This is a genomic window from Streptomyces sp. DSM 41931, from assembly GCF_050271085.1.
GTDB classification, from domain to species: domain Bacteria; phylum Actinomycetota; class Actinomycetes; order Streptomycetales; family Streptomycetaceae; genus Streptomyces; species Streptomyces albogriseolus.
In genome coordinates, this window is record NZ_CP189902.1 from 4,423,045 (window position 1) to 4,442,444 (window position 19,400).

Annotated in this window: 15 protein-coding genes; 8 read left to right on the plus strand and 7 right to left on the minus strand. The window is 74.5% G+C overall.

Annotated features, from left to right (window positions below):
- Nucleotides 1-90 precede the first annotated feature (90 nt).
- Both ACP7TJ_RS20630 and leuE read left to right on the plus strand, forming a co-directional pair.
- The gene (locus ACP7TJ_RS20630) at nt 91-1,671 is read left to right on the plus strand and encodes an acyl-CoA mutase large subunit family protein (protein WP_189910552.1); all 1,581 of its coding nucleotides are present in this window, start codon (nt 91-93) and stop codon (nt 1,669-1,671) included.
- A 64-nt stretch (nt 1,672-1,735) separates the two neighbouring features.
- The gene (gene leuE / locus ACP7TJ_RS20635; protein WP_167741005.1) at nt 1,736-2,386 is read left to right on the plus strand and encodes a leucine efflux protein LeuE; all 651 of its coding nucleotides are present in this window, start codon (nt 1,736-1,738) and stop codon (nt 2,384-2,386) included.
- Nucleotides 2,387-2,432: 46 nt separating this feature from the next.
- Here leuE and ACP7TJ_RS20640 read toward each other — a convergent pair whose 3' ends face one another.
- The gene (locus tag ACP7TJ_RS20640) at nt 2,433-3,833 is read right to left on the minus strand and encodes an FAD-dependent oxidoreductase (RefSeq protein WP_427764471.1); all 1,401 of its coding nucleotides are present in this window, start codon (nt 3,831-3,833) and stop codon (nt 2,433-2,435) included.
- Between the two features lie 71 nt (nt 3,834-3,904).
- On the opposite strand from ACP7TJ_RS20640, the gene ACP7TJ_RS20645 reads away from it, so the two are divergent.
- Nucleotides 3,905-4,555, plus strand: a complete 651-nt coding sequence (locus ACP7TJ_RS20645; protein ID WP_427764474.1) for a TetR/AcrR family transcriptional regulator C-terminal domain-containing protein — start codon at nt 3,905-3,907, stop codon at nt 4,553-4,555.
- A gap of 260 nt (nt 4,556-4,815) precedes the next feature.
- Here the strand turns inward: ACP7TJ_RS20645 and ACP7TJ_RS20650 are convergent, their stop codons facing one another.
- From ACP7TJ_RS20650 to ACP7TJ_RS20675, 6 genes are all read right to left on the minus strand, one after another.
- Nucleotides 4,816-6,168 (minus strand): polysialyltransferase family glycosyltransferase, encoded by a 1,353-nt coding sequence (locus ACP7TJ_RS20650; protein ID WP_320586417.1) that lies wholly within the window; start codon nt 6,166-6,168, stop codon nt 4,816-4,818.
- A gap of 3 nt (nt 6,169-6,171) precedes the next feature.
- Nucleotides 6,172-7,137 (minus strand): glycosyltransferase family 2 protein, encoded by a 966-nt coding sequence (locus ACP7TJ_RS20655; protein ID WP_167741001.1) that lies wholly within the window; start codon nt 7,135-7,137, stop codon nt 6,172-6,174.
- A 45-nt stretch (nt 7,138-7,182) separates the two neighbouring features.
- Nucleotides 7,183-9,396 carry a polysaccharide pyruvyl transferase family protein gene (locus tag ACP7TJ_RS20660; RefSeq protein ID WP_427764478.1) on the minus strand — a complete coding sequence of 738 codons (2,214 nt, stop codon included), beginning with the start codon at nt 9,394-9,396 and terminating at the stop codon, nt 7,183-7,185.
- Nucleotides 9,393-10,643 carry a tetratricopeptide repeat protein gene (locus ACP7TJ_RS20665; protein ID WP_266400217.1) on the minus strand — a complete coding sequence of 417 codons (1,251 nt, stop codon included), beginning with the start codon at nt 10,641-10,643 and terminating at the stop codon, nt 9,393-9,395. The genes ACP7TJ_RS20660 and ACP7TJ_RS20665 overlap by 4 nt, the downstream gene beginning before the upstream one ends.
- A gap of 119 nt (nt 10,644-10,762) precedes the next feature.
- Complete coding sequence (locus ACP7TJ_RS20670) at nt 10,763-12,070, minus strand: polysialyltransferase family glycosyltransferase (protein ID WP_427764481.1); 1,308 nt, start codon at nt 12,068-12,070, stop codon at nt 10,763-10,765.
- On the minus strand, nt 12,067-13,056 hold the full coding sequence (locus tag ACP7TJ_RS20675; RefSeq protein WP_093769390.1) for a glycosyltransferase family 2 protein: 990 nt from the start codon (nt 13,054-13,056) through the stop codon (nt 12,067-12,069). Before ACP7TJ_RS20675 ends, ACP7TJ_RS20670 begins: the two co-directional genes overlap by 4 nt.
- A gap of 198 nt (nt 13,057-13,254) precedes the next feature.
- Between ACP7TJ_RS20675 and ACP7TJ_RS20680 the strand changes: the two genes are divergently transcribed.
- From ACP7TJ_RS20680 to ACP7TJ_RS20700, 5 genes are all read left to right on the plus strand, one after another.
- Nucleotides 13,255-14,562, plus strand: coding sequence for a DUF6716 putative glycosyltransferase (locus ACP7TJ_RS20680; RefSeq protein ID WP_427764486.1), 1,308 nt, complete (start codon nt 13,255-13,257; stop codon nt 14,560-14,562).
- A gap of 32 nt (nt 14,563-14,594) precedes the next feature.
- A complete protein-coding gene (locus ACP7TJ_RS20685; RefSeq protein ID WP_167740996.1) occupies nt 14,595-15,824 on the plus strand; it encodes an N-acylneuraminate cytidylyltransferase in 1,230 nt (409 codons plus the stop codon).
- Nucleotides 15,825-15,838: 14 nt separating this feature from the next.
- Nucleotides 15,839-16,774, plus strand: coding sequence for an N-acetylneuraminate synthase family protein (locus tag ACP7TJ_RS20690; RefSeq protein ID WP_093769393.1), 936 nt, complete (start codon nt 15,839-15,841; stop codon nt 16,772-16,774).
- A gap of 42 nt (nt 16,775-16,816) precedes the next feature.
- A complete protein-coding gene (locus ACP7TJ_RS20695) occupies nt 16,817-17,905 on the plus strand; it encodes a hypothetical protein (RefSeq protein ID WP_093769394.1) in 1,089 nt (362 codons plus the stop codon).
- Between the two features lie 261 nt (nt 17,906-18,166).
- Complete coding sequence (locus ACP7TJ_RS20700) at nt 18,167-19,396, plus strand: amidohydrolase (protein ID WP_093769395.1); 1,230 nt, start codon at nt 18,167-18,169, stop codon at nt 19,394-19,396.
- The last annotated feature ends 4 nt before the right edge of the window (nt 19,397-19,400 follow it).

Sequence of the window (19,400 nt, forward strand, 5' to 3'; positions counted from 1 at the left end):
CCGTCGAAGGGTCGGCCTGTACTGGTGAGTAACTGGCGAGTGACCGGCGATCGGATCGAGCAACGCTGCTCAGCGGGAGGCATGCACATCATGGCGCGCGAGTCGGAGTCCGGACTGCCCATCGAACCGGTCTACGGGCCGGACGCTCTCGAGGGCTGGGACCCGGCCGAGAAGCTGGGTGATCCTGGCTCGTACCCCTTCACCCGAGGCGTGTACCCGTCGATGTACACGGGCCGTCCGTGGACGATGCGCCAGTACGCCGGTTTCGGCACGGCGACGGAGTCCAACGCGCGCTACAAGCAGCTGATCGCCAACGGCACCATGGGTCTGTCGGTCGCCTTCGACCTGCCGACGCAGATGGGTCACGACTCCGACGCGCCGATCGCGCACGGCGAGGTCGGCAAGGTGGGCGTGGCGATCGACTCGATCGACGACATGCGGGTGCTGTTCGGCGGGATCCCGCTGGACAAGGTGTCCACGTCGATGACGATCAACGCCCCGGCCGCGCTGCTGCTGCTCCTGTACCAACTGGTCGCCGAGGAGCAGGGCGTCCCGGCGGAGAAGCTGACCGGCACGATCCAGAACGACGTGCTGAAGGAGTACATCGCCCGCGGCACGTACATCTTCCCGCCGAAGCCGTCGCTGCGGCTGATCGCGGACATCTTCAAGTACTGCAAGGCCGAGATCCCGAAGTGGAACACGATCTCGATCTCCGGCTACCACATGGCCGAGGCCGGCGCGTCCCCCGCGCAGGAGATCGCCTTCACCCTCGCCGACGGCATCGAGTACGTCCGCACGGCCGTCGCGGCCGGCATGGACGTCGACGACTTCGCCCCGCGCCTGTCCTTCTTCTTCGTGGCCCGCACGACGATCCTGGAGGAGGTCGCCAAGTTCCGTGCCGCGCGCCGGATCTGGGCGCGGGTGATGAAGGAGGAGTTCGGCGCGAAGAACCCCAAGTCGCTGATGCTGCGCTTCCACACGCAGACGGCCGGGGTGCAGCTGACGGCCCAGCAGCCCGAGGTGAACCTGGTGCGCGTCGCCGTGCAGGGCCTGGCGGCCGTCCTCGGCGGCACGCAGTCGCTGCACACCAACTCCTTCGACGAGGCGATCGCGCTGCCGACGGACAAGTCCGCCCGGCTCGCGCTGCGCACGCAGCAGGTCCTCGCCTACGAGACCGACGTGACCGCCACGGTCGACCCGTTCGCCGGCTCCTACGTCATCGAGAAGATGACCGACGACGTGGAGGCCGCCGCGGTGGAGCTGATGGAGAAGGTCGAGGACCTCGGCGGCGCGGTCAACGCCATCGAACACGGCTTCCAGAAGAACGAGATCGAGCGCTCCGCCTACCGCATCGCGCAGGAGACCGACTCCGGCGAGCGGGTCGTGGTCGGCGTCAACCGCTTCCAGCTCGACGCGGAGGAGCCCTACGAGCCGCTCCGCGTCGACCCGGCCATCGAGGCCCAGCAGGCCGAACGCCTCGCCAAGCTGCGCGCCGAGCGCGACCAGCAGGCGGTCGACACCGCGCTGGCCGCGCTGAAGAAGGCCGCCGAGGGCGAGGACAACGTCCTCTACCCGATGAAGGACGCCCTCAAGGCCCGCGCCACGGTCGGCGAAGTCTGCAACGCGCTGCGCGAGGTGTGGGGCACGTACGTGCCGAGCGACGCCTTCTAGGCGTCGTTCTCGCAGGTCGAGACGGGGGGCGAGGAGTGCCGCACGGCGTGCGACACTCCTTGCCATGTTCGGTGTCGTCGACCTTCCCACCTATCTGGTGGGCCTGGTGCTGATCATCCTGCTGCCCGGGCCCAACTCGCTGTACGTCCTCTCCGTCGCGGCCCGCCGCGGGGTGCGCTCCGGCTACACGGCCGCCGCCGGCGTCTGGTGCGGGGACGCCGTCCTGATGACGCTGTCGGCCGCCGGGGTCGCTTCCCTGCTCCAGGCGAACGCCGTGCTGTTCGGCATCGTGAAGTACGCCGGCGCCGGTTATCTGGCGTGGCTGGCAGTCGGGATGCTGCGCGCCGCGTGGGGCATGTGGCGCGGACGCGGGGAGGACCGCGCGGAGGAGACCGCCCCGGCCGCCGCGCAGGCTGAGCGTCCGTTCCGCCGGGCGCTGGTCGTCAGCCTGCTGAACCCGAAGGCGATCCTGTTCTTCATCGCCTTCTTCGTGCAGTTCGTCGACCCGGCCTACGCCTACCCGGCGCTGTCCTTCGTGGTGCTCGGCGCGCTGGCCCAGATCGCCAGCGTGCTCTACCTCAGCGCGCTGATCTTCGCCGGCACCCGGCTCGCCGCCGCGTTCCGCCGTCGCCGCCGGCTGTCGGCGGGCGCCACCTCGGCGGCGGGCGCCCTGTTCCTGGGCTTCGCGGCGAAGCTGTCCACGGCGAGCGCGTAGGGCGTACGCGGCCCGGGATCCCCGGACGCGGCGTCAGGACGCGCCGTCAGCGCGTCCCGATCCGGGACAGGTAGGCGCCGAGCCCGTCCGGGGTGTCCCCGGCCCAGCCCACGTAGCCGTCCGGGCGGACCAGGAACAGGCCCGTGCCGTAGGCCCGGTGGGAGGGGCCGCGCACCAGCCGCACGCCCGCGGGCGGTTCGGGGGCGTCCGTGCCCAGCGCCAGCAGGGTCCAGTGCGGCCCGCGGAAGGCGTCGAAGAGGCGCACGCCGTCCACCCGGCCGTCCGGCGCCCGGTCGCCCGCGCGCACCGGTCCTGGCTCCGTGCGCGTCTCCGCGCTGAGCGAGGAGTCCCGGTACCCCAGGTCCAGTTGCAGGGTGGCCCCGCCGCGCCGCGCCTCGCCCCGGTGGATGCGGGTGGACAGGCCGAGCATGTCCGCGGCGACCGCCCGCCGTTCCTCCTCGTAGCTGTCCAGGAGGGACGGGTCCGCGCCGTCGGACAGCACCGCGCCCAGCTTCCAGCCCAGGTTGTAGGCGTCCTGCACGGAGGTGTTGAGGCCCTGGCCGCCGGCCGGGGAGTGCACGTGCGCCGCGTCGCCCGCGAGGAACACCCGGCCCGCCCGGAAGCGGTCGGCGAGCGCGGCGCGCGGCCGGAACTCGGAGGCCCGCAGGACCTCGGTGACGTCCTCGGCGGCGAGGTGGGTGCGGGCGGCCACGACCCGCTGTACGGCGTCGGGGGAGAGGTCCACCCGCGTGCCCTCGGCGAACCGGGCGACCAGCTGGAAGTCGTCCGTGCCGGCGAGCGGGCAGAGGGTGAGGAACTCGTCCCGGCCCTCGCGGGGCGGGAACATGTGCCACCAGTCCCGGTCCAGGCCGCTGACCCGCACGTCCGCCACCAGCATCGGCAGCGGGTCGACCGCCTCTCCGGTCATACCGGTGCCGGCCGCCCGGCGCACCGCCGAACGTCCGCCGTCCGCGGCGACGAGGTACCGGGCGCGCAGCGGCGGTCCGGCGGCGAAGCGGGCGGTCACGCCGTCCTCGTCCTGGGTGACGTCCGTGACCTCGCGGCCGAAGGCGATCGTGCCGCCCAGCTCCTCCAGCCGGTCCCGCAGAATCCGCTGGGTGCGCCACTGCGGCACCATCCAGCCCTCGTACGGCGCCTCCTCGGTGGTCTCCACCGGGTCCGCCAGATGGTGTTCGCCCAGCCGCTTCCCGTCGCGCCAGAGCATGCCGACCGGGTAGCGGCCGCCGCCCGCCCGGACGGCGTCCAGCACGCCGAGGTCGTCGAAGACCTCCATCGTGCGCGGCTGGAGGCCCTTGCCGCGCGATCCCGGGAACAGTCCCTCCTCCCGCTCCACGACCAGCGCCTCGACCCCGCGCCGGGCGAGGTCGATGCCGAGGGTGAGGCCGGTCGGCCCCGCGCCCACGATCAGGACAGGGGTGTCGCTCATGATCCGTCTCCTTAACACTGTTAAGTGGCCCGCTGCCCGAGCGTCTCTCTAACGGTGTTAAGTTGTCAAGCGTGAGCACGGAACGACGCGCGCCGCTGGACCGCCGACGGGTCGCCGACACGGCGCTGACCCTGCTGAACGAGGTCGGCCTCGACGGGCTGACCCTGCGCGCCATCGCCAGGGAACTCGACGTCAAGGCGCCCGCCCTGTACTGGCACTTCAAGGACAAGCAGGCGCTGCTGGACGAGATGGCGACCGAGATGTTCCGCCGGATGACCGACGGCGTCGAGCCCGACCCGGACGACGGGTGGCGGGAGCGGCTGCTGCGGAGCAACCGGGTCCTGCGCCGGACGCTGCTCGCCTACCGCGACGGCGCCAAGGTGTTCGGCGGCACCCGCTTCACCGGCCTGGAGCACGCCGGGCACCAGGAGGCGAGCCTCCATCTGCTCACGTCCGCGGGCCTCACCCTCGCCCAGGCGGCGCGGGCGCTCCAGACGACGTTCCTCTACACGCTCGGCTTCGTGGCCGAGGAGCAGGGCGTCGAACCGATGCCGGGCGAGCGCCGTGAGGGCTTCGACGTCGAGGCCCGCGCCCGTCTGATGGCGGACCACCCGCTCGCCGCGGAGGCGGGCCAGGCACTCTTCGGCGATTACGACAAGCACTTCGAGGAGGGCCTCGCCCTGATCATCACGGGGATCGAGACCCGGTACGGAGTGAACTGAGCGGGATCATCAGCGAGGCGTCCGCGGTCACCCTTCGCGCAGTTCCCCGCGCCCCTTGAGGGTGTCGGTCGACAGCCCACCCAGGGGCGCGGGGAACGGCGCGACAAGCCCCCACCGGCCCGCGGCCGAAGTCGCTTCTCGGGCGTCGGCCGAGTGGCCACCGAGCGCGAAGCCCCGCTCAAGGGGCGCGGGGAACTGCGCGACCAGCCCCCACCGGCCCCGCAGCCGAAGTCTCCCCCGAGCCCTGGCCGGCGCGCCGCCTACCGCTTCCCGCCCCGGCGGACCGCCCGCCCCACCTTCCGTTTCGCCCGCGCCGCGCGGACCCGCGCCCGGGTGGCCGGGCTGCTGCCCGGCAGGCCCAGCTCGGCCAGGCGCAGGGCGGGGAAGTACGGGGCCGGGCTGCCGGCGAGGTGGGCGCGCAGCCACTCCTCGGCCTGCTCCCGCAGCGCCGGATACGTGCGCGGCTGCATGCAGAAGCCCATCGTCCGCACCAGCGGCTCCAGCGACGCGGGCGCCGCGCCCAGCACGGCCGGGGTCTCGTCCCGCTCCAGGTCCGGCACCAGGTGGTCGACCAGCGCCAGCGGGATCCGGTTGCTGTTCTGGTAGGGCCGCAGCCGGTCCAGCACCAGCGCCGTCCCCACCCGCGCCACGGGCACCCCGTAGTAGGCGGACGCGGTCACCATCGCCGTGGAGAAGCAGCCGACGACCAGCCCGGGGCGGGCATGCTCGTACAGCGTCTCCGCGAGCAGCGGCGCGTCCAGCACGGTGAGCCGCACGCCCGCGTCGGCCGCCGCCTTGTGCAGCGCCGCCGAGTAGCCGGCGGGGGCGGTCGGATGGGGCTTGAACACGAGTGAGCGGTGCCCGGCGCGCACCGCCCCGGTGAGCATGCGCACGTGCAGGTCCTCCTCCTCGTGCGCGCTCAGGATGTTGATGGCCGCCAGGTACTGGCCGAGCAGCACGGCCGTCGGCCGCTCCTCCCGCACAGGGGCGAGGAGCGGGTCGTCCGCAGCCTCCCGGGCGACCTCGTCCAGCACCGCGCGGAACGCCCCGTCCGGCACGACCACCGGCTCCACGCCGTACTCGGAGAGCAGCAGGGGCCGCAGACCGGGCACCAGGTCGAGGTGCAGCAGCCGCCGCACGCGCCGGCCGAGCGTCAGCGGCAGCTTCTCCCGGGTCGGGCCGTAGCTCATCAGTCCGTCCGCGTACACGTCGACGGACGCCTCGGAGAAGATCGCGACCAGCGCGCGGGCCGGGTTGGCCTGGATCGACTCGACGGCCAGATCGACCCGTTCGTCCTCGCCGATGTCCCACAGCAGCCGCAGCGCCCGCTGCCACAGCACCGTGTCGGAGCCGCGCGGGCCCCAGGCGCTCGGGTGGTACGGGCTGATCGCCTCGTTCCAGCTCACCACCTCGTCGAAGCGGGCGGCCAGCGGACCGTAGCCGCGCATCTCGTCCAGGCGCAGCGCGGTCTCCGGGACGGCGGCGTTGTGCGAGACCAGCAGGATCCGGCGGGCCGCCCCGTCCGGTCCGAACAGGCCCGCGTCCAGCGCCGCGGCCAGGGTGGCGGCGCCGTAGAGGGTCGAGACCTGGAAGATCTGGGTCGTGCGGTGCATGGGTCAGGCAGCCTTCCGCCCGTCGCGCAGGCGGCCGAGCAGCCTGCTCCGGGTGCTGTCGATGGTGGCCAGGGTCTCCTCCAGCGCGTGCTGCGGCATCCGCAGCAGCGCCTCGCGCGCCTCCTGCCGCAGCCGCCGGGCCGCCGACGGCTCGTACGCGTCCGCCTTGCCGAGGTGGAAGGCGATCATGGCGCAGTAGGTGCGGACGGCCTTCAGGAGGAAGCGGTCGCACTCCGGGTCGTTCCGCACGTCCGCCAGCAGCAGGTCGTACGCCGGGATGAAGTCGAGCTGGCGGTCGTCCTTGATCTGGGTGAGGGAGGTCGCGACGCCCCGCCGGTAGAACACCCCGTGCAGGCCCAGGGAGGCGTAACTGCGCGCCGTCAGGTGCAGCCGCCAGATCCACAACCGGTCCTCGGCGGTGCGCAGTTCGGTGACGAAGCGCATCCCGCCGTCCTCGAAGAGGCGCCGGCGGTAGACGCCCGCCCAGACGAACGGGTAGTCGACCATGGTCTCCGTGTCGGCGGGCGCGATCCCGTCGCGCGGGTCCATCACCGCGTTCCGCACCGGCGCCGGGGGTCGCTTGATCACCCGCTCCGTGCCGGTCACCTGCACATGGTCGGTGCGGGCGAAGTCGCAGCCCAGCTCGTCCATCGCCCGCACCAGCGCGGCCAGATGGCGGGGCCCGTACCAGTCGTCGCCGTCGAGGAACGCCAGGTACTCCCCTTCGGCCGCGTCGATGCCGGAGTTCCGCGCCTGGGCGATCCCCTGGTTGGTGTCGTGCCGGATCACCCGCGCGCCCGGCAGCTTCTCCGTCCACCGCTCGATCACCCACGGCGTGGCGTCCGTGGAGCAGTCGTCGACGATCAGGAACTCGACATCGGGGTGCGCGTTGGCGGCGAGACTGCGCAAGGTGCTCTCCGCGAACGCCTCCACGTTGTGCATCGGGACGACGACGGACAGTTTCGGCACGGGGTTTCTCTCTTTCGGGACGGGAAGCGGCGGCGGTGCGGTGGGTCAGGCCGGGCCGAACACCTCTCTCAGCTCGCCGAGGTTGGCGCGCGTGACCTCCCACAGGGGCTGCTGCGCGGCGTGCACGTCCGCCACGGCGCCCGCGTGGTCGTCGAGCACCGCCGCCGCCCGCTCCAGGAGCAGCGGCCCGAGGTCCCGGTCGTGCACCGAGAGACCCCACTCCTCACGGCCGATGTCGGACAGGAAGTACGCCAGCTTCGGGTGCGAGACGAGGCTGAGGATCGGCGTGCCGCAGCCGAACGGGATCATCCCGGCGTGCCCGCGCATCCCGATCACCAGCCGGGACGTGCGGAACAGCGCGCGGATGTCGTCGTTCGTCCGCTCGTAGAGCTGCTCCACGGGCAGTGTGAGGCCGTGCACCCGGCGCAGGTCGTCCACGAACCGCTCGTCGGCGGGCATGTGCGCCGCGTACCGCACGTCCGCCCGCTCCCGCAGGCCCCGCAGCGCGAAGGCCGTCTGGCCGAGGAAGTGCCCGTAGTCGTGCCCGAAGCGCAGCCCCGCGCGGTCGTACGCGCAGTTCACCAGCACCGTGTCGGCCCGCTCGGCCGGGTCGGTCCAGCCGGGGACCAGACGGCGGGCGACCGTGGTGGGGCACGGCTGGTACCGCACCCTGTCCCGCAGCCCGGCCGGGAGCAGTTCGCGTACGCGGTCGATGGAGCCGTGGTTGCGCAGACCGAAGAACGCCGACCGCTCGACCAGGACGCGCAGGCTCTCCGCGAACCGGGTGCGGCGGTAGAGCTGTCCGTCGAACACGTTGTAGCCGACCGCGAACACCGCGAGGGGAGCGGTGAGCCGCTCCAGCAGGGCGTCCGGGACGTTCCACTGCCAGTGGCTGTGGCCGTTGGGGGAGGTGTCGGGCAGGAACAGCCCCCCGCCGCCCACGACCACCCCGCGCCGCGCGTTCAGCTCCTCCAGCGCCGCCTCGTCGACCAGCCGGTGCACGGGCTGCGCGTACCAGCGGCGCGGCCCGGTGTCCGGCCCGAAGCACAGCCGCACGGCCTCCGGGAGCACCTTGTCCCCGGCGTTCTCCCGCCCTTCCGCGAACAGCGCGACGTGCGCGAGCTGTTCACGCGCGGGCGCCGGCTCCCCGCCGCCGTCGGTCTCCGCCCGCTCCGGCCGGGTGCGGACCTGCCAGGCGTGGCAGCCGGCGTCGGTGGGGTCGGCGTCCAGGCCCTCCAGGGCGTACCGGTGTGCGTCCTCGTCGCGCCCCAGGATCCAGGCGAGCCGCGCCAGCTGGGCGTAGGCGCGGGGCGCCACGTCGGGGGAGGCCGCCGCGAGCAGCAGCCGCGCCTCCGCCTCCGCGTAGCGCGACAGCGCCATCAGACACACGCCGAGCGTCTCCTGGCAGCGCGGCGCGTCCAGCCGGTCGCCCACCACCGGGGCGAGCACCTCGACGGCCTCGTCGTACCGGCCCTGTCTGCGGTACACCTCCGCGACCGTCCGGGCCAGGTCCAGGGAGGGACGGGCCGTCAGCAGCGGCGGCGCGAGGTGCGCGAGCAGCTCGGGGTGCTTCTCGCCGGGCAGCGCGCAGTACGCGGCCCGGAACGCGTCGTCGTCCGGCGCGAACCGGCGCCACACCTCGGCGGCGGGGCCCGACGCCGGCACGCCGGGCGCCCGGGGGAAGCGCAGCACCGCCACGTGCGGCGGCACCGGCAGGTCGTCGCCCAGCCGGGCGGCGGGGAAGTCGTACCGCCCGTCGACCGGGTTCAGCACCTTCTCCAGCACCGTCTCCGGGTCCTCGCCCGCCGCGAGCCGCGCGAGGAGCGAGTCGTCCAGGTCGGCGCGCTGCACCACCAGCAGGCCGTCGAGCAGCCCGCCCCGCACGTCGTCCGCCCCGGCGCGCGGCACGGCGCCGACCCCGTGGCGCAGCCGCAGCAGCGGGCCGATGTCGCCCAGCACCACCGTGTCCGGGGTGAGCACGACGACCGTGTCGTACCCGGCCGGACGCAGCAGGTCCGCGAGACCGCCGTCGCGGCGCGCGACCACGCGGGGGTGCAGCCGGCGCAGCGGGTCGAACGCCGTGTCGGGCAGGCCCGGGTGCAGCACCACCACGTCCTCGCAGACGCCGGGGGCGGCGAGGGCCAGGCTGCGCAGCAGGGCGGCCGTGCCGGGCAGTCCGGCGGCGTCGGTGCGGACGGCGAAGGCGATCCGGCGCCGGCCGGTGACGGCGCTCCGGTCGTCCGCCTGGGCGTGGTTCATCGCAGGGCGGTCCTCATCGTGCGGTCGTCGACGTGCGTGGCGCGGTCCCGGACCCATGCGGCCTCCCGTGGCCGCAGCGTGCCGCCGCCGTCGAAGCCGATCAGGTCCAGGCGGGGCGTGACGTCCAGGAAGTCCAGCAGGCGCAGGACGGTGAAGGCGGTGCTGGTCCCCGCGTCCCAGCCGTCCTCGCCGAGCAGCGCCGGGTCGCCCAGCGGGCGGCGCAGCGTGGCGTCCCCGACGTGTTCCTGCGCCCCGGCCGCCAGCCGCTGCCGCAGGGCGCGCCGCCAGGCGGCCGCCGGGTCGCCGAACACCAGCCGGATCCCTGCCGGGCGGGTCCAGGCGGGCCCCTCCCACGGGGTGTCGCCGCGCAGCGTCACCGCGTGCAGACCGGTGCGCTCCCCGGTGCCCTCGGCGCGGATCCGGAACGCGTCGCAGCGCACCACGACGTCGTACCCGTCGATCAGCCCGCCCAGCGTGCCGCCGGCCACCGCGGGGGCGCCCGACACCAGGCACACCGTCCGGCCCGCGAGCAGCCGCCGCAGCCCCGTGACGCCGACCGGTTCGGCCCCGCCGAGCAGCGGGTCGGACAGCGCGGACCGCTCCAGCAGCCGCCGGTGGACGGCGTGCAGCGCCAGCAGCCGCCGTACGGCGGGATCGTCAGGACCCCGCTCGGACAGCCGGGCCCGCACGAAGGCGGCGAACTCCGCCGCCGTGACCGCCGTCGGCCGGCCGGCCTGGACGAGCGGCGTCCCGGCCGCCCCGGGGAACAGCGCGGCGGCCTCCTCCAGGCAGGCCCGGCGGCGGTGCAGCGTGTCCACCCGGCGGGCGACCTCGCCGGCCGCCTCCGCGCCGAGCTCCAGGCAGCGCTCGTAGCACTCCAGCGCCTCCGCCTCGCGCCCCAGCCGGTCCAGCGCGAGACCGCGCAGCCGCCAGGCGCCCTTGGACCGCCGGCGGATCTCCACCGCCGTGTCCGCGACGCCCAGCGCCAGCTCGGGCGCGCCCGGACCGCCCGCCTCCAGGGCCCGCTCGCCGACCCGCAGCAAGGCGTCGAACGGGTCCGCCGACGGCCGCGTGAGCGCCCCGGCGTACCCGCCGATCGCCCGGACCAGCCGCGTGCCGCCCGGACCGGGCGCCTCGCCCCGCTCGGCGAGATGGTCACCGACCAGGCGCAGCCCCCGGGCGAGGAGAGCCTGCCCGGCGGCCTCCTGCCGCCGCGCCCTGAACAGTCCCCCCAGGGAGTTCGTCATCCGTGCCACCGTCCTCGTTCCGGACGCCGAATGTGCCCCGGCACGGCGGGCCGCCGGTGGCGTCCGGATGGACACACGGTGAACAGTCCTCGGACAGCAACCGGCAGCCGCGGGCGCGCTCACCGCCCGACGGCCTTCCGTACCGCCCGCGCCCGCCGCACCACCCGCCGGACGGCCTGGCTCCGCGGCAGGAACGCCAGCCGCCCCGGCACACCCCCGGGCAGCCCCAGCGCGGTGAGCCGCCGCCGGGTGAACCACTGCCGCTCCCACGTCCCCGCCGCGAGATACCGCTCGGCGTCGGCCCGCAGCGAGGGCCGCACCCGCGGCCGCATGGTGAACGCGAGGGCGGCCAGCAGACCGTCCAGGTCGTCCCCCACCGGGGCGTCGCCCTCCGTCCCCGGCAGCACCGCCTCCGCCAGCACCAGGGCGGTCCGCTGCGGGTGGTGATACGGCGTCAGCCGGTCCAGCAGGCGCTCCGTGCCGACGCGGGCGACCGGGACGCCGTACAGGGCGGACGCCGTGAACAGGGCGGCCGACGAGCATCCGACGACCAGCGCGGGGCGGGACGCCTCGTACAGCGCCTCCACCGGGACGGGCGTGTCCGGCACCGTGAGGTCCACGCCGAGGCGGGCCGCTTCCGCCCGCGGCCCGGCGGCGTGCCGGGACGGGGAGGCGGGGTGCGGTGCGAACACCACGCGGTCGTGACCGCGTCCGGCCGCCGTCCGTACCATCTCCGCGTGCAGCGCCTCCTCCTCGCCCGCGGAGGTCACGCCGAGGGCGGACAGGCGCCCGCCGACGACCAGCGCGGCCCCCTCCGTCATCCCCGTCACCGCCGAGGCGACCTCCCCCGTCACCGCCCGGAAGGCGTCCGCCGGGATCACCCGCGCCGGCGCCCCGAACTCGCCGAGCAGCAACGGCGTCAGACCAGGTATCAGGTCCAGGTGCAGCACCTGCCGCACCCGTGTGCCGAGCAGCGGGTCCAGCTTGCCGCGGGTGGGCCCGTGGTCCGCCGGTCCGCCCGCGCACACATGCAGGGGCGCGCCGTGGAACACGCGGGCCACCGCCTGCGCGGGCGGGGCGTCCGGGGCGCCGAGGACCAGCTCCACCCGGTCGTCCCCGAGCCCCCACAGCCGCCGGAGGTGCCGTTCGAGGAGCGGCACGTCCTCCGTGCGGGGCGTCCAGGCCGCCGGGTGGAAGGGCCGTATCGCCTCGTTCCAGGACAGCACCGCGTCGAAGCGGGCCCGCAGCCGTGCGAAGCCCGGCACCTCGTCCCACGGCGGGGCGGCCTCCGGGACCGGCGTGTCGTCGCACACCAGCAGCACCCGCCGTCCCGTCTCCGGCAGCAGCCCCGCCTCGATCGCGGCGGCCATCAGCACCACCGCCGACGGACTGCTCGCGCAGAAGATCCGCGTACCGGCCGCCCTCACGCGGCTCCCCTCCCCGCACGCAGCGGCGCCCGCCGCAGCCGTCGCAGCCGCGCCGCCCGTCCCGCGTCCATCGAGTCCAGCACCTCGTCCAGCACGTCCCGCGGCAGCCGCCGCAGCGCGTCCCCGCACACCGCCCGCAGCCGCGCGGCCACCGCCGGCTCGAACTTGTCCCGCTCGGCCAGATGACGGTCGATCACCGCGCAGTACGTCCGCACCGCCTTCGGCAGCAGCCGGTCCGCGTCCCGGTCCTCCGCCGTCTGAGCCACCACCCGGTCGAAGGCGGGCACGAAGTCCAGCTGCCGCTCGTCCCCGACGCGGGTGAGGGAGGAGGCGACGCCCTTCCGGTAGAACACGCCCAGCAGGCCCACCACGGCGAACGACTCCGCCTCCCGGTGCAGCCGCCAGATCCACGGCCGGTCCTCCGCCGTGCGCAGCCCGTCCGGGAAGTGCAGCAACCCTCGCTCCAGCAGCCGCCGGTGGTACACCCCGGCCCACGCCTGCGGGTAGTCCACCGCGGTCGTCCGGTCGGCGGGCAGGATCACTTCCCGCGGGTCCAGCACCTCGTCCCGCAGCCCCACCGGCACCCGGCGCACGGTCCGGGCCCGCCCGGTGACCCGTACGTGGTCCGTGCGCAGGAAGTCGCAGCCCAGCTCCTCCGCCGCGGCGACCAGCCGGGGCAGGTACCCGGGCGCGTACCAGTCGTCGCCGTCCAGGAAGGTCAGGTACGCGCCCTCCGCCGCGTCCAGTCCGGCGTTGCGCGCGGTGGCGATCCCGCCGGCGCGCTCCCGGCGGAGGAAACACACCCGCGCGACGCGGGACAGCTCCTCGGCGGCCCGCTCGACGAGCACCGGGGTGTCGTCCTGAGAACCGTCGTCGACCAGAACGAACTCGAAATCCGGGCGGGCATTCGCGCGCAGACTCCTGAGCGCGTCCGGTGCGTATTGCCGGACATTACGGAAGGGCACGATCACGGAAAGCTTCGGCACCCGGAAAACATTAGGAGAGGGCCCGGCGCGCGTTCTTTCCGCCGGACGTACGGGCGGTGAACTCCGTGTGTCGGTCCGGTGGATCGCGTCTACCTCGGGCGTTTTCCCGGGCGGGTTCGGTTCTCGGTGGGGTGTTGTTAACTTTTCGTTGAGGCGCGGTTGGGCCGTTCGCGGAATTCGATTCCTAGCGTCTTCGGCGTGCCAGCAAGTGCAACGAATCCCCTCAGGGTGGCGGTCCTCGCGGATTCCGACACCCGCTGGAAATGGGGCACGCTCACCGCGAAACGCATCGCGCCGCGCGACATCCGCCTGGACGGATATCTGCTGCGGGGCCGCGCCACCCCCACCGCCCGCCAGCTCGGCGAGGTCGGGGTCCGCGCGGACTCCCTGCGGGAGGTCACCGCGGCCGAGTTCCTGCGCGCCATGGACGAGGAGCCCTGCGACGTCCTCGTGCTCGCGCTGGTCGGCGGCGCGGTGCAGGCGATGCTGCACGGGCTGCGACGCGTCTGGGAGGACCGGCCCCGCCGGCCCGTCGTCGTCACCGGCTACGTCGGCGTCGTCTACGAGAAGCTCACCGACGGCCTGCTGCTGCGCCACGGCGCCGACCTGGTGCTGGCCAACTCCCGCCAGGACGCGGAGCGTTTCCGCGCCGTGTACGAGGGCGTCGGCGCCGACGCGGGCGCGGTCACCGAGGTCGCGCTGCCGTTCCTCGGGGGCGCGCCCCACACCGGCGGCCACGAGGCGTACACGGTGGTGTTCGCCGCCCAGCCGTCCGTGCCGGACACCCGCGCGGACCGTACGTACCTGCTGAACCGGCTGGCCGGGCACGCCCGCCGCCACCCGGAGCGCGAGGTGCTGCTGAAGCTGCGCTCCCGGCCCGGCGAACACACCACGCACATCGAGGAACTGCCCTACCAGAAGCTCGCCCGCGGCCTCGGCCTCCCCGCCAACCTGCGCCTGGTCTACGGGCACATGGGCGAGGTCCTCGACCGCACCGACCTCCTCGTCACCGTCAGCTCGACGGCCGCCCTGGAGGCGCTGCACCGGCGCATCCCCACCGCGATCCTCACCGACCTCGGCGTCCGCGAGGCGCTCGGCAACCACCACTTCGTCGGCTCCGGCTGCCTCGCCTCCTGGGACCAGCTCGACGCCGGACACCGCCCGGCGCCCGACGAGGAGTGGCTGGCCCGGCAGGGCGTGGCCGCGGACGGCACGTACGCGACGGCCTTCGACGCGGCCCGCGCCCGCATCGCCGAGCTGCTCGGCCGGCCCGGCGGACTCCCGCCGCTCACCCCCTACTACACCCCCGTCACCGCGCCCGGCTATCTGCCCGGCGTCCTCGCCCGCCACCACCTCGGCCCCGACGGGACGCCGCTGCCCGGCGCGCCCGCCGCGGACCGGGAGCCCGGCCCGGTCCGGCGGGTCGTGCGCCGCACCGCACGCGGCGCCTACCGCCACGGAGTGCAGCGCGTGGCCCCCGTGATCCGCCGCATGGGCGAGCTGTGACCGCCCGACCCCCCCATCGAGGAGCTGACCCCATGTCCGACTCTCCGGCCGCCGTCCGCCGGGTGCTCGCCGTGATCCCCGCGCGCGGCGGCTCCAAGGGCGTCCCCGCGAAGAACCTCGCCCCGGTCGGCGGCGTGCCCCTCGTGGCCCGCGCCGTGCGGGAGTGCCGCGCCGCCCGGCACGTCACGGACGTGGTCGTCTCCACCGACGACGCGGCCATCGCCGAGACCGCGCGGCAGGCGGGCGCGGAGGTCGTGCTGCGGCCGGCCGGCCTCGCGGGGGACACCGCCACCTCCGAGGCGGCCGTGCTGCACGCCCTGGACGCCCACGAGGCGCTGCACGGCGCGCCGGTGGACGTCGTCCTGCTCGTGCAGTGCACCAGCCCCTTCCTCACCCGGGAGGACGTCGACGGGGTGGCCGCCGCGGTCGCCCACGGCGGCGCCGACACGGCGGTGACGGTCGCCCCGTTCCACGGCTTCGTCTGGCGCGAGACCGGCGCCGGGACGGCCGAGGGAGGTCACGGGGGAGGCCACGGCGTCAACCACGACAGGTCCGTACGCCCCCGCCGTCAGGACCGCCCCCAGGACTTCCTGGAGACCGGCGCCGCCTACGCCATGGACGCCGCAGGGCTGCGCGAGCACGGCCACCGCTTCTTCGGCCGCACCGACCTCGTGCGCACCGACCCGGCGCGCGTCCTGGAGGTCGACGACCCGCACGACCTCGCCCGGGCCCGTGCCCTCGCGCCGCTCCTCGACACCGGCCGCACCGGCCTGCCCACCGCCGACGACATCGACGCGGTGGTCCTCGACTTCGACGGCACCCAGACCGACGACCGGGTGCTGATCGACGCGGACGGACGGGAGTTCGTCTCCGTGCACCGCGGCGACGGCCTCGGCGTCGCCGCCCTGCGCCGCAGCGGCCTGAAGCTGCTGATCCTGTCCACCGAACAGAACCCGGTCGTCGCCGCCCGCGCACGCAAGCTGAAGCTCCCCGTGCTGCACGGCGTCGACCGCAAGGACCTCGCCCTCAAACAGTGGTGCGAGGAGCAGGGCATCGCGCCCGAACGCGTGCTCTACGTCGGCAACGACGTCAACGACCTCCCGTGCTTCGCCCTCGTCGGCTGGCCCGTGGCGGTCGCGAGCGCCCACGACGCCGTCCGCGGCGCCGCCCGCGCGGTCACCACCCTCCCCGGCGGTGACGGCGCGATCCGAGAGATCGCCGGCTGGATCCTCGGTCCCTCTCTCGATTCCCTCCCCCAGTAAGGAAACCCCTGGTCATGAGCGACTCCCGCATCCGCACCCTCGGCGCCCGCGAGGCCGGCCCCGGCCGCCCCGTCTACGTCACCGGCGAGATCGGCATCAACCACAACGGCGACCTCGACAACGCCTTCCGGCTGATCGACGCCGCCGCCGACGCCGGCTGCGACGCCGTCAAGTTCCAGAAGCGCACCCCGGAGATCTGCACCCCCCGCGACCAGTGGGACATCGAGCGGGACACTCCGTGGGGCCGGATGACGTACATCGACTACCGGCACCGCGTGGAGTTCGGCGAGGACGAGTACCGCCGGATCGACGCCTACTGCAAGGAGAAGGGCATCGACTGGTTCGCCTCCCCGTGGGACACCGAGGCCGTCGCCTTCCTGGAGAAGTTCGACGTGCCCGCCCACAAGGTGGCCTCCGCCTCCCTCACCGACGACGAGCTGCTGCGCGAACTGCGCGCCACCGGGCGCACCGTCATCCTGTCGACCGGCATGTCCACCCCGAAGCAGATCCGCCACGCGGTCGAGGTGCTCGGCAGCGACAACATCCTGCTGTGCCACGCCACCTCCACGTACCCGGCGAAGGCGGAGGAGCTGAACCTGCGGGTCATCAACACCCTCCAGCAGGAGTACCCGAACGTCCCGATCGGCTACTCCGGCCACGAGACCGGCCTGCAGACCACCCTCGCCGCCGTCGCCCTCGGCGCCGTCTTCGTCGAGCGCCACATCACCCTCGACCGCGCCATGTGGGGCTCCGACCAGGCCGCCTCCGTCGAGCCGCAGGGCCTGGCCCGCCTGGTCCGCGACATCCGCACCATCGAGGCCTCCCTCGGCGACGGCGTGAAGAAGGTCTACGAGTCCGAGCTCGGCCCGATGAAGAAGCTGCGCCGGGTGCCCGGCGTCGTCGCCGAGGCGGAGATCGCCACGGCCGCCGGCGAGCCCGTGTCGGTCTGACCCGCCCTCACCCACCCCTACGACGGGAACGGTCGTACGTCGATGAGCCCCCGCGCCGGCCGCACCGGCCCCCGCACGCTCGCCTTCGTGGAGAGTCCGGTCCAGCTGCTCAACGTGCTGGAGTGGGCGCATGCCCACGCGCCCGGCGCGGGACTCGCCCTCGTGGTGCTGTCCCCGGTCGACCCGATGACCCGCGGCCAGCTCCGCCGCATGGCCGAACTGGCCCGCGAGGAGGGGCACGACGTCCGCTGGGAGGAGGCGCGCGGGGGAGCGGGCGCCCCGCTGCGCACCATAGGCGGCCTCGCCGTGCCGCTGCGCCGGGCCCGGCGGGTCGTCCTCGGCGACCCGTTCTCCCGGTACGTGCAGCTGCTGCTGACCATCACCCGGGCGCCCGAGGTGGTGGTCGTCGACGACGGCACGGCGACCATGGAGTTCGCCGGCCAGCTCGCCCGCGGTGAACGCCTGGTGCGCTGGCACCGCAAGGGCGGCCGCCCCGGCCCCCGCGACCTGGCCCTCGCCCCGGTGTCCGCCGCCGCCCGGCGCCGGCTCACCCCCGGCGAGGGCCGCACGGTGGAGGTCTTCACCTCCATGCCGATGGCGGACGTCCCGCCCGGCGTCACCGTCCGCGCCCACACCTTCGCCTGGACCCGCGACCGCTTCGGACCGCCGCGCGTCACCCGGGGCGCCGACCTGGTGGGCACCTCCCTGGTGGAGACGGGCGTGGTGGACGCCGACTCCTACGTGCGGGCGGTCGGCGCGCTCGCCCGGACCCACGGCGCCCGGCGCTACTTCGCGCACCGCCGGGAGACCACCGAGAAGCTGCACCGGCTGGCCGTCGAGACCGGCCTGGAGATCGTCCGCCCCGAACTGCCCCTGGAACTGGTCGCCCGCCGCGGCCCCGTGGGACGTACGGTCGTCAGCTTCCCCTCCACCGTCGTCCACACCCTGCCGCTCGCGCTGGCCGGTACCGGGGTGCGGATCGCGGTGTGCGACATCGACCCGGCGTGGCTCACCGCCCACGCCTCCCCGCGCGCCCGGGGCTTCCTCGCCGACGTGGTCGGCACCGCGCGCGACGCGCACCGTCTGCGCCCCGCCGCGCCCCCGGGTCCTGGCCCGCTGTCCGCCAGATGAACCGGTCGGCGTGGGCTGGGCCGGACGTGGTAACCGTGGAAGTACGGAAGGTGCCGACGCCCGCGCGGGGGGCTGTGACCGACCTCATGGCCCGGCAGGCCGAACGCCCCCTACCCTCCCGAAAGGGCGGTGAGTGTACCCATCTCACTGAACGGCTATGCGTAGGGCAGCCGGATTTTCTCCCTCCAACGGGCTGATTTTTCTTGATCAGGGGGAGGTGGAGCGCTTCGGAGCCCTACTCTTCAAAGGGTGAAGCCACTGATGTCACTGGAGTCCGAGATCGATCTCCCCGGGGGAGCGGTGCTCCCCGGCGCGCTGCCCGAGGCACTGCGCGCGGAACTCGTGGCGTTCCGGCGAGACCTCCATATGCACCCGGAGCTGGGCAACCAGGAGTTCCGTACCACTGCCGCGATCAAGGAACGCCTTCAGCGCGTGGGGTTGCGCCCCCGCGTACTGTCCAGCGGGACCGGGGTGATCTGTGACATCGGGACGGACGAGGAGGCCGGCACCGACGCCGCCATGCTCGCCCTGCGCGCCGACATCGACGCCCTGCCCATCCCCGACATGAAGGCCGGCTGCGCCTACCGGTCCACCGTGCCCGACCGCGCCCACGCCTGCGGTCACGACGTGCACACCACCGTGGTGCTCGGCGCCGGCCTGGTGCTGGCCGAACTGCACCGCCAGGGCCTGCTGCCCCGCCCGGTCCGGCTGATCTTCCAGCCCGCCGAGGAGGTGCTGCCCGGCGGCGCCGCCGACGCCATCGCCGACGGCGCGCTCGAGGGCGTCGGCCGGATCCTCGCCGTGCACTGCGACCCGCGCGTCGACGCCGGCCGGATCGGGCTGCGCCAGGGCGCCATCACGTCCGCCTGCGACCGGCTGGAGATCGCCCTGGAGGGCCCTGGCGGCCACACCGCCCGCCCGCACCTGACCACCGACCTCGTCACCGCGGCCGCCCGGGTCGTCACCGACGTGCCCGCGCTGGTCGGCCGCCGGGTCGACAGCCGCAGCGGCCTCGCCGTCACCTGGGGCCGCGTCGAGTCCGGCCACGCGCCCAACGTCATCCCGCAGCACGCCGAACTCTCCGGCACTGTCCGCTGCCTGGACCTGGAGACCTGGCGGCAGGCGCCGGACATCGTGGTCGCGGCCATCGACGAGGTGGCCAATCTGCACCGGGCCAAGTCGGAGATCACCTACGTGCGGGGCGTCCCGCCGGTCGTGAACGAGGCCGGGGCCACCGAGCTGCTGCGCGACGCGATGATCGCCCGGCGCGGCACCGAGGCCGTCGAGGGCACCGAACAGAGCCTGGGCGGCGAGGACTTCTCCTGGTACCTGGAGCGCGTCCCGGGCGCCATGGCCCGCCTCGGCGTCCGCACCCCCGGCGAGCGCACCGTGCGCGACCTGCACCAGGGCGACTTCGACGTGGACGAGCACGCCATCACCGTCGGCGTGGAGCTGTTCACCGCCGCGGCCCTGCTGGACGCGCTGCGGTAAGAGG